12 protein-coding genes and 2 pseudogenes are annotated in these 13,744 nt (G+C 70.6%); 8 read left to right on the top strand and 6 right to left on the bottom strand.

Annotated elements, in window-relative coordinates; translation table 11 throughout:
• Positions 1-40: 40 nt before the first annotated feature.
• Positions 41-955, bottom strand: coding sequence for a VOC family protein (locus tag J5X86_RS14875; protein ID WP_208517257.1), 915 nt, complete (start codon positions 953-955; stop codon positions 41-43).
• A gap of 255 nt (positions 956-1,210) precedes the next feature.
• Between J5X86_RS14875 and J5X86_RS14870 the strand changes: the two genes are divergently transcribed.
• A complete protein-coding gene (locus J5X86_RS14870) occupies positions 1,211-2,002 on the top strand; it encodes an FAD-dependent monooxygenase (protein WP_243980366.1) in 792 nt (263 codons plus the stop codon).
• 97 nt (positions 2,003-2,099) lie between these two features.
• Here J5X86_RS14870 and J5X86_RS14865 read toward each other — a convergent pair whose 3' ends face one another.
• Positions 2,100-2,681 carry a TetR/AcrR family transcriptional regulator C-terminal domain-containing protein gene (locus J5X86_RS14865; RefSeq protein ID WP_374229253.1) on the bottom strand — a complete coding sequence of 194 codons (582 nt, stop codon included), beginning with the start codon at positions 2,679-2,681 and terminating at the stop codon, positions 2,100-2,102.
• Positions 2,682-2,701: 20 nt separating this feature from the next.
• Here J5X86_RS14865 and J5X86_RS14860 point away from each other — a divergent pair.
• Positions 2,702-3,430: pseudogene (locus tag J5X86_RS14860) on the top strand (SDR family NAD(P)-dependent oxidoreductase); the annotation flags it as partial.
• Between the two features lie 305 nt (positions 3,431-3,735).
• Here J5X86_RS14860 and J5X86_RS14855 read toward each other — a convergent pair.
• Positions 3,736-4,269, bottom strand: a complete 534-nt coding sequence (locus J5X86_RS14855; protein WP_208517252.1) for a hypothetical protein — start codon at positions 4,267-4,269, stop codon at positions 3,736-3,738.
• 182 nt (positions 4,270-4,451) lie between these two features.
• Positions 4,452-5,375 (bottom strand): alpha/beta hydrolase, encoded by a 924-nt coding sequence (locus J5X86_RS14850; RefSeq protein ID WP_208517251.1) that lies wholly within the window; start codon positions 5,373-5,375, stop codon positions 4,452-4,454.
• Positions 5,376-5,528: 153 nt separating this feature from the next.
• Here J5X86_RS14850 and J5X86_RS14845 point away from each other — a divergent pair, with 153 nt between their 5' ends.
• From J5X86_RS14845 to J5X86_RS14825, 5 genes and pseudogenes are all read left to right on the top strand, one after another.
• On the top strand, positions 5,529-6,185 hold the full coding sequence (locus J5X86_RS14845) for a hypothetical protein (RefSeq protein ID WP_208517250.1): 657 nt from the start codon (positions 5,529-5,531) through the stop codon (positions 6,183-6,185).
• A gap of 78 nt (positions 6,186-6,263) precedes the next feature.
• Positions 6,264-7,709, top strand: coding sequence for a WD40 repeat domain-containing protein (locus J5X86_RS14840; protein ID WP_208517249.1), 1,446 nt, complete (start codon positions 6,264-6,266; stop codon positions 7,707-7,709).
• Positions 7,710-7,801: 92 nt separating this feature from the next.
• Complete coding sequence (locus J5X86_RS14835; protein WP_208517248.1) at positions 7,802-9,214, top strand: WD40 repeat domain-containing protein; 1,413 nt, start codon at positions 7,802-7,804, stop codon at positions 9,212-9,214.
• Positions 9,215-9,557: 343 nt separating this feature from the next.
• A pseudogene (locus J5X86_RS14830) lies at positions 9,558-10,634 on the top strand (chitinase); the annotation flags it as partial.
• Positions 10,635-10,740: 106 nt separating this feature from the next.
• Positions 10,741-11,388 carry a hypothetical protein gene (locus J5X86_RS14825; protein ID WP_208517246.1) on the top strand — a complete coding sequence of 216 codons (648 nt, stop codon included), beginning with the start codon at positions 10,741-10,743 and terminating at the stop codon, positions 11,386-11,388.
• Positions 11,389-11,456: 68 nt separating this feature from the next.
• On the opposite strand, the gene J5X86_RS14820 is transcribed toward J5X86_RS14825, so the two are convergent.
• Positions 11,457-12,140 carry a TetR/AcrR family transcriptional regulator gene (locus J5X86_RS14820; protein WP_208517244.1) on the bottom strand — a complete coding sequence of 228 codons (684 nt, stop codon included), beginning with the start codon at positions 12,138-12,140 and terminating at the stop codon, positions 11,457-11,459.
• Between the two features lie 69 nt (positions 12,141-12,209).
• Here J5X86_RS14820 and J5X86_RS14815 point away from each other — a divergent pair, with 69 nt between their 5' ends.
• A complete protein-coding gene (locus J5X86_RS14815; RefSeq protein WP_208517242.1) occupies positions 12,210-13,085 on the top strand; it encodes an SDR family NAD(P)-dependent oxidoreductase in 876 nt (291 codons plus the stop codon).
• Positions 13,086-13,155: 70 nt separating this feature from the next.
• Here the strand turns inward: J5X86_RS14815 and J5X86_RS14810 are convergent, their stop codons facing one another.
• Positions 13,156-13,719: a TetR/AcrR family transcriptional regulator gene (locus tag J5X86_RS14810; protein ID WP_208517241.1), complete on the bottom strand. Its 564-nt coding sequence runs from the start codon at positions 13,717-13,719 to the stop codon at positions 13,156-13,158.
• Between the last annotated feature and the right edge of the window lie 25 nt (positions 13,720-13,744).

The raw sequence follows: 13,744 nt of genomic DNA, 5'->3' as shown, positions 1-13,744 counted from the left end.
TCTACACCCCTCTACACCTTCTACACCCTCTACACCGAGGTCAGGAGGGCTTCTGCTCCTGGTTGACGATGAAGTCGGCAGGCATCTCGGGGCTCCAGACAGCGGGCGGGCAGTCCCAGTCGCCCGCCTTCCAGTTCTCGGTGATGCAGTCCATGTCGCTGGAGTACTCGATCCAACTGCCCCACGGATCCTGGACGTAGTGGAAGAAATTGGAGCCCAGTGTGTGCCGACCGAGGCCCCAGCCATGGCTGTGGCCCGCGGCGGCCATGGTCCGCGCGCCCAACGCGATCTGGTCGATGTCGGCGACCTCCCAGCTGGAGTGGTGCAGGCCGGGGTGGGTGCCGGACACGAAGCCGAAGACGTGGTGATCGCCGGGGCCCGAGTTCATGAAGGTCGCCATGGACCGGACGCGGTCGGAGAGCCGCAGTCCCAGGGTGCGGGCGTAGAACTGCTCGGACGCGTCCAGATCCGTACTGAAGATCAGCATGTGGCCAAGTCGTCGGGGGCGCGGCTTCTCGTCGGCGGTGAGCCAGCGGGCCTGGTCGACGCGTCGGACGCGATCGCCGAAGTTGGGCTCGTGCGCGTCCGTGGTGCCGAAGTCCCGCCAAGAGCTGATCTCCTCGTCCCGCAGATTCAGCAGGTTGCCCTCATGGTCACGGAACCACAGGCCACCCGGCAGCTCGGCGGGGGCGTCGAGCAGGCGGACACCGAGGCCCTCCAGGTGGCGCTGCCATTCGGGCAGGGACCCCGGCTCCACGGCGAACGCCACATGGTGCAACCGCTTGACCGGCCCTTCCACCAGCACCGTCTGGTCCTGCTCACGGCCGTCACAGCGGATGGCCACTGCGTTGCCCCGCTCGGCCGTGCGCAGGCCGAACGCGTCGTAGAAGCTCTGCCCCGTGTCCAGGGAAGGCACCTGGAGTCCGTAGTGCAGAAGGGCTTTGACACGCAACATAGGGTGTTCTCCTCACTTCGGGTGCACCATGCAATCGTCCCCGATGTCCGGCCCCCGGCGCACGGTATGCGGTCACACCGCGGCCCTCAGGATGGACAGCAGTGCCGAGGGGCCGGTACCGAGCGCGTGCCACGCATCTGCCGGACACGTGGCGAAGACCGATTGCCAGGAGCGGATGGTCATCGCCTGATCCGGATTGAGCAAGCGCCCGGCCGCTTCTACCGTGCCGGTGAAATCAGCGCGCAGGAGGCGTATATGGACAGCTCGCGCGGTGCGCGGACGGCCGTGATCGTGGGCGCGGGTGTGGCCGGCCTGACCGTGGCCACCGCCCTGGCACGTAAGGGGTGGCGGGTCGACGTCGCCGAGATCGACCCGCGGGGAGCTACGGCCGGGTGGGGCCTGTGTCTGACCGGGCCGTCGCTGCGGGCGCTGGACGCGTTGGGGATGGCGGGCGCGTGCCTGGCCGAGGGCTCTGGCATGAACGTCATCACGCACGTCGACGTCAACGGCCAGATCACGGACGAGGTGCGACTGCCCCGCCTGCTCGGGGCGCATCGACCGGCGATGGTCGGCATCGCGCGCCCTGGGTTGCATCGCATCCTGTCCGAGGAAGCCGAGCGGAGTGGCGCGGTGGTGCGCAACGGTCTGACCGTCACGGCGGTGGACGAGGAGGGGGACCTGGTACGCGTGCGGTTCTCGGACGGGACCGTCCGGACGACCACGCTCGTCGTGGGAGCGGACGGGATCCGCTCGTCGGTCCGGAGCCTGGTCGGTCTCACCGAGCGCATCAGTCTCGGTGGCATCGCCGACGCCGCGCAGTGCAGCCCGCGGACCATCAGCTCCGCGTTCCGTGAAGGGTTCGGGTTGCCTCCCCTGGCGTACGTACGCAACCTGCGGCTGGCCCGGATCCGTGCGGACATCCTCACCTCCACCGACCCCGTCGGGGTGATCGCCTACCGCTGGGGCATCACCCATCTGGGGCGCTTCGCCGGCGAGTACCGCGACCGCTTCGGCGAACTGCCCTCTGCCACTGCCGCCCGTAGGTAGCCGCGAACGGCTGCTGCCCGGTATCGACGGACGGTGTCGCCGGACGCCTCTCTCCGGGCCTCGGCGAGGACCGCAAGACGATGCCTTTGCGCATGACTTACGAAACCGCCCCGGAAGGGGCATCACGGCCCCCCTTCCGGACGCCCACCCGCCACCGAACCCCGTCAAGGATTCCTCCCACGCCGTCGGCGAAGCGTTCGTCGGGGCTCGCCGTCTCGAAGGCGGCCAGGCCCGCGGCGAGTTCGGGGAAGTCGCCGGCGGCCGCCACCACCCGCTCCGGGTCCCACTGCTTCGCGGCGCGCAGTTCGTCGCGCGCCTGCTCCTCGATGGTGTGACCGAGGACGAAGTGCAGCAGGCCGAAGACCGTGCCGGTCGCCTGGGCGCGCGGCAGCCCCGCGTCGGTGAGGGCGGCGAGGAGCGCGTTGCCGAGTCGGAGTGTGTGGGGGCCGCTGACGAAGGTGCCCGCGTGCAGTCGCGCGCCATCGCGGTGCGAGAGCAGTGCGTCGCGCAGGCCCCGCGCCAGCACGGCCACGCGCTCGTCCCACGGCAGGGCCTCGTCCGGGTCCGGGACACCGGAGACGAGTTCCTCCGCCATGGCGTCGAGCAGCGCGCGCTTGTCCGCGAAGTGCCAGTACAGCGCGCTGGGGCGGACGTCGAGCGCGGAGGCCAGCCTGCGCATCGTGAGACCGCCGCGACCGGGTCGTGGCCACGGCCCGCGACACCGCCACCCTGGCGCCACTGACCTCGCGCTACGGCGACGCGGTGCTGCCGATCCGCCTCGACGTCACCGACCGCACCGCCGTCGAGGATGCCGTCGCCCGCGCGGTGGAGCACTTCGGCAGCCTGGACGTCGTCGTCAACAACGCCGGTTACGGCCTCTTCGGCATGGTCGAGGAGGTCACCGAGGCGGATGCGCGCGCCCAGTTGGAGACCAACCTCTTCGGTGCCCTGTGGGTCACCCGGGCGGTGCTGCCCACGCTCCGCGCGCAGGGGCATGGCCGCATCCTCCAGGTGTCATCCATCGGCGGGGTGTTCGCGCTGCCCGGCCTCGGCCTCTACCACGCCTCCAAGTTCGCCCTGGAGGGCCTCACCGAATCGCTCGCCGCCGAGGTCGCCGGCTTCGGCATCAAGGTGACCCTCGTGGAACCCGCCGGATACGCCACGGACTGGGCCGGATCCTCCTCCGTGCACGCGGAACGGCTGCCCGCCTACGACGACTTCCGCGCCACGATGCACCGCGCCGCGGCGGTGCGCCAGGACCCCGCGGCCACCCGGAAGGCGATCCTCACGCTCGCCGACGCCGACGAGCCGCCGCTGCGGTTCTTCCTCGGAACGGGACCGCTCGAGCTGATGCGCCAGGTCTACCCGGCGCGGCTCGCGGAGTGGGAGCGCTGGGAGGCGGTCTCCACCGGAATCGCGGGGGACTAACCCTGCGGGTGCCGAGCGGCGACCGACTCCTCACGGGGCACTCAGGCTCCGGCGGGCATATCTTCCGTGCTGGGCTGATGCGGCGGTGGTGTGGCGTCTTTCATGGTCACTCCCAATCGGCGGTCTCGGCTGCCAGTAAGTCGGGCGCGCGCGTCACTATGAACATCCACCACCCGCAGAGTCCTCAACCGCCTGAACATCCCTCCCGCGCCCAACGGCTGACCGCTATGGCGTGGCGACACTCTCTGCGGAGCAATCGTGAAGGTGGTGGTTCGGGTGAGCTGAAGTGGTCGAGCACACGCGGCTCAGCCGGGTGTGCGCCGCCGGTAGTAGTGCACGGTGACGACGGCCAGCAGCGGCCCCCACGCCACCAACGGCACGTAGCAGACGTTCATCAGCCACTCCCCCCACCGCGTGATCTCCATATCGGCGTGCAGCGTGGTCCACGTGAACAGCACACCGTAGATCGTGCAGGCGAGTGCGCCCAGCGCCGCGGGCACCACCGCGGCGTATACGGGGATGCGGCGGCCGCGCAGACCCGGGATCCAGCGCGGCCACACCTCGCCCCATGGCCGCACCAGCCCCAGCGTCAGGAAGGCCAGGGCCTCCTGGAACGCGGACAGCAACGGCACGACGAGATACCCCCAGCCGGGGATGAGCATCGCCTCGTACTCGGATTCGGCGAGCCCCAGCGGGACGCCGAGCACCACGGCGAGCCGCCAGAGCGCGGACGGCGCGGAGGCCCATAAGGCCGCGGCCGCCACGCGCCTGGCCCACGAGGGGACGGGCGCAGCGGTCATGAGGTGCGAGGGGAGGGGTGGCGACGCGCTGATGGACATGACGGCGGCTCCCGTGTGCGCGCTTGGTCCGACACCCCGGAGATTGCCACGCACCGTCCCACGGTCACATCCATCCGGAGAACGCGACGGCGTACGTCTCGGGGCGCATGGGCGAAGGCGGGAGTCAGACCTTGGGACCACTATGCTCGCCACCGAATCGACCGCCTACCGCGAAGTGGCGCTCACGCCACGGGAAGGTGCTCCTCCGCGAAGGTAACGGCATCGGCGACGGCCTTGTCCGCGGCCGGGAGGTGACCGGCGAGCAGATGCCATACGTGTCCCATCCCCGGTGCGACGTCCAGTCGGGTGGGCACGGCGTCCTCGGCCAGTTTGGCGGCCAGCCTGATGGCGTCGCTGAGCATGACCTCATGACCGCCGATCTGGATCAGCACGGGTGGCAGTCCGCGCGTGTCGGCAAAGACCGGGGAGGCCAGCGGGCTGTTGTGCGGGGCACTGCCCAGGACCACCTCAGCGGCACGGCGCAGCCCTTCGCGGCTGACGGACGGGTCGACGGCGTCCAGGGTGAACATCGTGGCCCCCGTGTGCTCCAGGTTGGCCCAGGGAGAGATGGCGATCGAGGCGGCCGGCATCGGAAGGCCCTGGTCACGGGCCGCGACCAGAGTGCTGACCGCCATCGCGCCACCGGCCGAGTCACCGGCGAACACCACGTTCTCCGGCGCCACTTCCTGCTCCAGCAGCCAGCGGTAGGCCGCCACGGCGTCATCGACGGCGGCCGGGAAGACCGCCTCCGGGGCCAGTCGGTAGTCCGGCACCAGAGCGCGTGCGCGCAGGCGCCGGACGAGGGTGCCGACCAGGCCACGGTAGCCCTGCGGATCCCCCACGATGTACGCGCCACCGTGCAGATAGACCAGGTGCCGACCGGGGACGGGGTCCGCGGGGGTCGCATACTCGGCGGCCACCCCGCCCGCGTTCACCTGGCCGAAGGTCACCCCGTCCGGCACCGGAAAGCTGTCCTGGAAGAACGTCCGGTAGGCGAGCCGGATGTCCTCCAGGGTGTCGGGCCCCTTCCCGGCGGCCGCGTCGAAGACGCCGCCGCTGCGGATCGCCCACTCCTGGTAGAAGGCAGGGACATCGATCGAGACCACGACTGATCCTCCTCAGAACACGTGAACAGCGACTGCGTTCCAGCCGCGCCCTGCGAGTCCCAAGCCCTCACATCAGTGTGAAGGTCAAGCGTGAGCGTGAACTCAGCACCGGGCCCGGGACCGGTCCCGACGGGGGTCCATACGGTGGCGGGCATGGTTCGAATGACGCGTCGCGGCGTGCTGGTCGGTGTGGCGGCCTTGGTCCTGGCGCTGGCCGGTTTCGGCGCGTATCTGTGGTGGCCCGCCCCCACCCTTGACGCCGCCGACGTTGACGCGGTGCTGCCGACCAAGCGTGACCTGCCCGGATTCATCCCGCACGACGGGCTCACTGGATCCCTCTCGGTGCCGACCGGCAACAAGGACGGCAGATCCGTGCTGGCCGGCGCCGACCTGGACAAGCAGTGCCGGAAGTGGCGCAAGGAAGGCGACAATTGGGCGTGCCGACATCTGCGCGGGGTGGGCATGGTCGTGCTCGAGCGGTCGGAGAACGTGTTCTTCCGTGTCAAGTCCGACGTCCTCGCCTACGACGACGAGGACGCGGCGAAGGCGGCCTGGAACGGACTGGTGGCCGCCAACCGCGACGCGATCGACAAGATCCCAGCCGCCAAGGAGCACTCGTCCGACCTGGGGGATACGGGCCGGACCTTCGAGGCCCCGGGCGTCACGGTCCTGGCGATCCGGATCGAGACGGTCGTCATGGAGGCCATCGTCTGGGACGGGAGCGACCAGGTGAGCAGGGAGGACGAGGACGCGATGGTGAAGAAGTGGCCCACGCTGCAGCTCTCGAAGATTGAGGAACGGCTCGGCTGATCAGCGGTGGCGCATGCCGCGGCCGCGGCGGTACCGGTCGTCGACAGGACCGACGGCCTTGACGGGAAGAGTGGCGACATGGACGAGCGGACGGCCCACCCTCCGGGCGAGAACGTCCCCTCCGGCGACGGCGACGGCTCCGGCTCCGGCTCCGGCTCCGGCTCCGCAGAGCATGAGGGCAAGCGGCTACGGGCCGAGCGCGACCGACTCCGGGAGGAGGTCGCCCAGCTCAGGCTCCAAGTGGAGGAGCAACGGGCCGCCGCCGCAGCCGTCTTGCCCGGCCCCGTGCCAGAGGGGGCGGCGGCCGGGGGCACGGGGAAAGCAGCGGATGGTGTACTCGCCGCCCGCGTACCCCAGGAGCCGCCACCCTCGGCCGCGCCATACGCCCCGTACCCCCCTCCGAGTTCGGCCCCTTCCCCCGCGCATCCTCGCGATACGGGGATCTCCCGCCGCGGCCTGCTCATCGCCGGCGGGGCCGCCGTGGTCGCCGCGGGCGCAACCACCGCCGCTCTCCTCGCCCTTGACGACGACTCGTCCTCCTCCCCCCGCGCCCGCCCCCGGCCCGTGACGAGCATTCCCGCCCACCCCACGATCCGCCGCCTCGCCACCCTCAGGGGCCACACCGGCACCGTCGGCGGCTTGTGGTTCAGCCCGGACGGGCAGACCCTGGCCTCCAGCGAGGCCGATGTGGGGAACCTCCAGCTATGGGACGTCCGTACTCACCAGCGGATCCGCGCGCCGCTGACCTCGGCCCTCGCCGCCTTCCAGTCCGCGGCGATCAGCCCGGACGGCGAGACGCTCGTCACCGGCGGGGCGGACAGGGCGCAGTTCTGGCAGCTCCCGTCCCTGCGCCAAAGCGGCAGGTCACTGGGGCTGTCGGACCACACGCTACGGCCGTTCGAGGTGGTCGCCCTCAGCCCGGACGGCAGGACGCTGGCCACGGGTGGCACGGACGGCGAGGACCTGTGGCTGTGGGACGTGGCGTCGCGCAGACAGCGGGGCAAGGTGCTGACCGGACACGAGGGTGGTGTCGATGGCCTGTTGTTCAGTCCGGACGGCACGACCCTGGCCGTGAGCAGCCATGTCGGCGACGGGGTCGTGCGGTTGTGGGACGTGGCGTCCCGCAGACAGCGGGGCGAGACGCTGACCGGACACCAGGGTGGTGTCGGCGCCATGGTGTTCAGCCCGGACAGCACGACCCTGGCGGTGAGCGCGAGCGTGGGCGCCGATGGCCTCGTACGGCTGTGGGACACGGCCACCGGCACCCAGCGCGGTGAGCCGCTGCGCGCCCGCACGGTCGGTGTCAGCGCGCTGGCCTACAGCGGGGACGGGAAGACCATCGTCACGCTCGGCTTCTACAGCGGGCTCACCTTGCGCTTCTGGGACGCGGCCACGCACAAGGAACGCGCGAAGCCCTTGGAACTCGCCCGCCTGTCCCAGCCCACGGCCTTCACGGCGGATGGTCTGACGCTGGCGACCGGCAGCTACGAGGACCATGGCATCCGGCTCTGGCGGATCGAGTAGACGCCCGGTGGGCCGGTCGGCCGGTCGACCGATCGCCCGGTCTCGCGGCAAGCACATCAGACGGAGTGGAACAGGGAATGGCGGGAGCGGGCATGGACGAGCGAGAAGCCTCGCCGGAGGGCGGACGCGGCGCCACATCCGGTACAGGGCGAACCGGGCCGGACGGGACGGCGACGGAAGCGAACGCCGACGCCGAGGAGCTCAGCCAACTCCGCGCCGAACGCGACCGCTTGCTGGCCGAACGCGAGCGCCTCCGCCACGAGCTGAACGGACCGCCCTCGCACCCGCCGCGGATCCCCCCGGAGCCCCCGCCCCTCCCGTCGCCACCGCCGCCCCACTCCCCCGCGGATCCCGACGCGCCGCTCCAGGAGGCAGGCGCCCCGCCACCCTCCCGGCGCCGTCTGCTCATCGGCGCGGGCGCGGCCGTCGTGATCGCCGCCGTGGCCGTACCCACCGGCATCGCGCTCCTCGACAGCGACACGGACGACGCGAAGGACACCGCCCGCGCCAAGCGCGGCACGCACACCTCCGGCAACCCGTCCCCCGCACCCGCGCGGACACCCCCGCCCGTCGCCATCTCCGCCGATCCCCAACTGCGCCCGCTGGCGAGCCTCAAGGGACACCGGGGCGATATCGGCACGCTGCGCTTCAGCCCGGACGGGAAGACCCTCGCCTCCAGCGAAGCCCACGACGGCGTGTTGCGGCTGTGGGACATGGCCACCCACAAGCAGCGGGCGAAAACCCTGCTCTCCTCGCTCGTCGTCTTCGAGGGCGTGGCCTTCAGCCCGGACGGCCGGACAGTTGCCACCGGCCACGAGAGCAGGGCCCAGTTCTGGGACGCGACCACACTGCGCCCGCACGGAAAGGAGATCGCGAAGCACGAGGACCCTTTCCTGTCCTTCGAGACGATCGCCTTCAGCCCGGACGGCACGATCTTTGCCACCAGCGGCTTCATCGACCAGGAGATCCGGTTCTACGACGTGGCCACCCATCGGCAGAAGGCCACTCCCCTGGAGTCGAAAGGCGCCGACAAGCTGGTGTTCAGCCCGGACGGGAAGACCCTCGCCAGCGTGGACGAGTCCGGCATGGACGGCGTGCGGCTGTGGAATGTGGCCACTCGGAAGCAACGTCCTCAACCCCCGAACGACTTCTTCGGCGGCTCCAACCACATGGCCTTCAGCCCGGACAGCACGACCCTGGCCGTCGCCGGCAGCTCCACCGACGTCCGCTTCTTCGACCCGCTCACCGGCAAGGAGCGCGGCAGGCCCCTCGACAGCCACGTCGGCTCCGTCACCGGTCTGGCCTACTCCACGGACGGCAAGAGCGTCCTCACCGCCGACTACAGGGGCCTGCACCTGTGGGACGCCGCCACCCACAAGCACCGAGCCACCATCTCCGTTCCCGGAGGCCCGTCCATCGCCCAACTCGCCTTCAGCCCCGACGGCCGCACCCTGGCCACCCTCGGCTTCCAGGACAAGACGATCCACCTGTGGCGTCTGGAGTAGTCCCGTGTGCCGCGAGCCGCCGCCCTCTGCGGTCGGCCACATGCGGCCGTCGGGCGTTCCCCTGCCGACCGCCGCCAACTCGTGCCTCGCGGGGGCGGGAGCCGACCACGGCGACCTAGTGCGGGACCTCGAAATTGGACCGTACCATTGACACTCACTGGTCTAGTCCTGTTTTCTCGTGGGCGCGCAGCCTCCCCCCACGCCGTCCGATCATCCCGTCCCACCTCGGTTCGGCTCCGCCTTCCCCCCACACCAAGGAGCGGTCCCCATGAGCCTCCGTTTCCCCTTGAGCAAGAGGGTTCTGACCGGCATGTGCGTCTCTGTCGCCACGGCCGGACTGCTCGCCACGGTCTCGGCGACGACCGCCGACGCGGGTACCACCTCCGCCACCGCGAAGGCGGCACTCCCCGAGCACGCGCTCGTGGGTTATCTGCACTCGAGCTTCGCCAACGGCTCCGGATACACCCGAATGGCCGATGTCCCCGATAGCTGGGACATCATCGACCTGGCCTTCGGCGAACCCACCTCCACCACCTCCGGCGACATCCGCTTCAGCCTCTGCCCGCAGACCGAGTGCTCGAACGTCGAGTCGGAGGACGAGTTCAAGGCCGCCATCAAGGCCAAGCAGGCCGCGGGCAAGAAGGTGCTGATATCCATCGGCGGGCAGAACGGCCAGGTGCAGCTCACCACCACCGCCGCCCGTGACAAGTTCGTCCAGTCGGTCGGGGAGATCATCGACCGGTACGGACTGGACGGCCTGGACATCGACTTCGAGGGCCACTCGCTGTCGCTGGACGACGGCGACACCGACTTCAAAAACCCGAAGACCCCCGCGATCGTCAATCTCATCTCGGCCGTGAAGTCGCTCAAGGCGAAGTACGGATCCGACTTCACCCTCACGATGGCCCCGGAAACGTTCTTCGTGCAGCTGGGCTACCAGTTCTACGGCTCGGGCCCCTTCGGCGGCCAGGACCCGCGCGCCGGGGCGTATCTCCCGGTCATTCACGCACTGCGGGACGACCTCACCCTGCTGCACGTCCAGGACTACAACTCCGGACCGATCATGGGGCTCGACAACCAGTTCCACACCATGGGCAGCGCCGACTTCCACATCGCGATGACCGACATGCTGCTCACCGGCTTCCCCGTCGCGGGCGACACCAACAACGTGTTCCCGCCGCTGGACCCGTCCCAAGTGGCGATCGGTCTGCCCGCGAGCCCCAACGCGGGCAACGGCCACACCCAGCCCAGTGAAGTGACCAAGACCCTGAACTGCCTGACGAAGAAGACCGACTGCGGCGGCTATCAGCCCCACGGGAGCTGGCCCGCCCTGCGCGGGCTGATGGCCTGGTCGATCAACTGGGACAGCTTCAACGGCGGCGAGTTCGCGAAGAACTTCGACGCCTACTACGGCGGCTAAAGCCGTATCGGACACCTCACGGTGTGGGGCGCGGGGCCGCCGGGATCGGCCCCGCGCCCCACAGCGGTTTCAGGGCTTGTCCGTGGGAGGCGCGTTTCCGCAGGCGATGGACGGGGACCCACCCTGTGTGAGCCGAGAACGCGGCAAGGCCACCGGCCCCGCGCGGCTGCGCTTCGACGGATGGATCGCGGGCACAGGCACCTCCTCCGGGACGCGCATCGTGCTGGGACACTGGGAGCGGTCGCCGTTCGGGCCGTTCAGCGATGTGATGCTCGATCGAGCCGACGGTGAACGGCTGCTGCTCGCTCCCACGCCGCAGACGGCGGACTTCATCGCCCTCACCTACACCTTCGACGCGGTGCGCATCGCGCCGGTCCGCGTGAGCGTCGAGGCGGACACCTGGACCGTCACGGCCGGGGCACTGGACATGCGCTTCACCATGGGCCGACGAGGGCCCCTGGGACTTCTGCTGCGTGCCGTGCCCGGCGCACTCGCCCGCCGTCCGGCCTGGAGCGCGCTGCTGGACTTCCCCGCCCGCCTGCTGCTGTCCGGCGTGCGGACTCGCGGCAGCGCCGGGGGCGGTCGCCGTGAGTGGTACGGCGCGCGGGATCTGAGGCCGATCGACGCGGTGTCGGCGGTCTTCGAGGGGGCCGACCTCGGCGTGCTGGCGCCCGTCGAACCCCCTGTGCGCTTCGGGTTCGGTTCGGTGCCCCGGAGGCCCAGCGTCACCCGGATCACCACGACGGTGGCATGAGGCCGGGGCGGGGGCGACGGGCCCCTCGGGCCCGGAGCCTGAGCGCCTCGCGAAGAGCCGCCGGATGACTACGGGGTGGCGCCCGAGGCCGTCGTGGAGGGGCCCGTGTCGAGTCCGGTGAGGAAGGCGGTGAGGACGCGGCGCAGGCGGGGTTCCACCTCGACGACGGCGTGGCCTAGCCGGGGGTCGGTCTCGTAGAGCTCCCGCAGGCGGGGACCGGGGGTGGCCATCTGCCACAGGGCCCCGGCCATGCTGGTCGCCGCGGCGACCAGGTCGACGGTCTGCGACTCGGTCAGTCCGAGCAGTCGTCGCAGTTCGCCGTCGATCAGCTCGATCTCCTTGAGCGTCACCAGTTTGAAGGCGCGCACCGAGTCGATCGAGACATTGCGCTCAAGGTTCAACGGCGCCTGTGCCAGCAGATCGCAGAACATCGGCCGAGCCGCCAGCGTGGCGGCGACGACCTCGGCAACCTCCGTGGGCGTGGCGTGTGCCCTCCGTCCGAGATCGCCGCGCAGGTCGGCGGACCACTGCCGCCAGCCTTCCGCGGTGAGCAGCAGGAAGATCTGCTCCCTCGTCTCGAAGTAGCGAAGCAGGGCCGACTTGTGCATCCCCACGGCCGCGGCGATGTCGGTGAGGGTGACGTCCCGGACCCCGCGCTGGTGGCCGAGCCTACGGGCCGCGTCCAGGATCGCCTCTTCCCGCGCCTGCTTGGCCTGGGTACTGCGGGCACGTTGGAAGGCAGGCGTCGTCATGCCCCACATCATAGGAACTCGTAAGGCAACGGCGTTGCATTATTAAGAGAACGGTGTTGTACTAACGGCATGAAGCAACAGGTCTGGTTCATCACCGGTTCATCCCGCGGCCTCGGCCGCGCCCTGGTCACCGCCGCCCTCGAGGCCGGCGATCACGTCGTGGCCACCGCCCGCGACCCCAAGGCCCTCGCCGAGGCATTCAGCGAGTACGGCGACCGCGTCCACCCCGTCGCGCTGGACGTCACGCGTCCAGAGGCGGCGCAGGAGGCCGTCGAGGCGGCGCTCGCCCGCTTCGGGCGCATCGACGTGCTCGTGAACAACGCGGGCTACGCGAATGTGTCACCCATCGAGACATCGGACGACGACGACTTCCGCGCCCAGTTCGAGACGAACTTCTGGGGCGTCTACAACGTCACCAAGGCCGCGCTCCCCACCCTGCGCCAGCAGGGAGCCGGCACCGTCGTGCAGATCTCCTCGATCGGCGGGCGGGTCGGCGGATCGCCGGGCATCGCCTCCTACCAGGCGGCCAAGTTCGCGGTCGACGGCTTCAGCCGGGTCCTCGCCGTGGAGACGGCACCGTTCGGGGTGCGCGTCATGGTCGTCGAGCCGAGCGGCTTCGCCACCGACTGGGCCGGTTCCTCCATGACGGTCCACCCCATCCCCGACGCCTACGACGAGACCGTCGGGGCGATGAACCGGCTGGTGCGGCAGAGGACGGGCGGAGCGGCCGGGGATCCCCAGCGCGCCGCCGAGATCATCGTGCGGACCGTCCACCGCGACCAGGTGCCGAGCCATCTCCCGCTCGGCGTGAACGCGACGACCATGGCGCGGGACTACTCCCAGCACCAACTTGCCGAGGCGACCGCCTGGGAGAAGGTCAGCCGCTCGGCCGACTTCGGCGAGCCCTACCCCGCACAGCTCCCGCCCGAAGGCACGGCCGAGTAAGGATTGTTGGGGGTCACACCGTTGAGGGCCGCGACCAGCACGATGGGCGCCCGCCTGCGCGGCCAGCCGGTCAACGGCCGCCCTGGCCGAGGAGCCCCGCCACGAGTCCGCGGGCGTAGGCGGCGTCGAGTCCGGCGGGGCGGAAAAGGATGCGGTACATCAGCGGGGCGACGACACGGTCGATGACCGTCTCGACCTCGGGGATGTCGTCCCCGCGTTCGGTCGCGCGGGCCAGGATGAGGTCGACCTGGTCGGCGGCGTAGGCCGAGCACTGGCCGGCGTTGGTGCCGTCGGGGTCGCCGAGCAGGGCGTCGCGGATGTAGGCACGGCCGGCGGGGGAAGCCATCTCGTCGAGGAACTGCTCGGCCCAGGCCGCCAGGTCGGACGCCAGGGCGCCGTGATCCTTGGGTGCGGTGTCGGGCCGCAGCCGCTCGACCGCCACATCCGACAGCAGCTCCGTGAGGTCTCCCCAGCGGCGGTAGATCGTGGACGGGGTGACCCCGGCGCGCTGGGCGACCAGCGGCACGGTCAGGGCGTCGCGGCCCACCTCGGCTTCGAGTTCGCGTACGGCGGTGTGCACCGATGCCTGGACCCGGGCGCTGCGCCCGCCGGGGCGCACCATCTGCCTGCTCATCCCTCCACCTTAAAGCCAATTTCTT

Source organism: Streptomyces sp. NEAU-YJ-81 (assembly GCF_017592595.1).
Taxonomy (GTDB): Bacteria; Actinomycetota; Actinomycetes; order Streptomycetales; family Streptomycetaceae; genus Streptomyces; species Streptomyces hygroscopicus_B.
Note: the sequence above shows the minus strand (reverse complement) of the source record. Positions and strands in the feature narration are given on the sequence as shown.

Coding starts and splice junctions, on each gene's coding strand:
- J5X86_RS14815 (WP_208517242.1), top strand. CDS start 12,210: ATGAAGCAACAGGTCTGGTTCATCACCGGTTCATCCCGCGGCCTCGGC.
- J5X86_RS14845 (WP_208517250.1), top strand. CDS start 5,529: ATGGTTCGAATGACGCGTCGCGGCGTGCTGGTCGGTGTGGCGGCCTTG.
- J5X86_RS14820 (WP_208517244.1), bottom strand. CDS start 12,140: ATGACGACGCCTGCCTTCCAACGTGCCCGCAGTACCCAGGCCAAGCAG.
- J5X86_RS14835 (WP_208517248.1), top strand. CDS start 7,802: ATGGACGAGCGAGAAGCCTCGCCGGAGGGCGGACGCGGCGCCACATCC.
- J5X86_RS14875 (WP_208517257.1), bottom strand. CDS start 955: ATGTTGCGTGTCAAAGCCCTTCTGCACTACGGACTCCAGGTGCCTTCC.
- J5X86_RS14840 (WP_208517249.1), top strand. CDS start 6,264: ATGGACGAGCGGACGGCCCACCCTCCGGGCGAGAACGTCCCCTCCGGC.
- J5X86_RS14870 (WP_243980366.1), top strand. CDS start 1,211: ATGGACAGCTCGCGCGGTGCGCGGACGGCCGTGATCGTGGGCGCGGGT.
- J5X86_RS14825 (WP_208517246.1), top strand. CDS start 10,741: ATGGACGGGGACCCACCCTGTGTGAGCCGAGAACGCGGCAAGGCCACC.
- J5X86_RS14865 (WP_374229253.1), bottom strand. CDS start 2,681: ATGCGCAGGCTGGCCTCCGCGCTCGACGTCCGCCCCAGCGCGCTGTAC.
- J5X86_RS14810 (WP_208517241.1), bottom strand. CDS start 13,719: ATGAGCAGGCAGATGGTGCGCCCCGGCGGGCGCAGCGCCCGGGTCCAG.
- J5X86_RS14855 (WP_208517252.1), bottom strand. CDS start 4,269: ATGTCCATCAGCGCGTCGCCACCCCTCCCCTCGCACCTCATGACCGCT.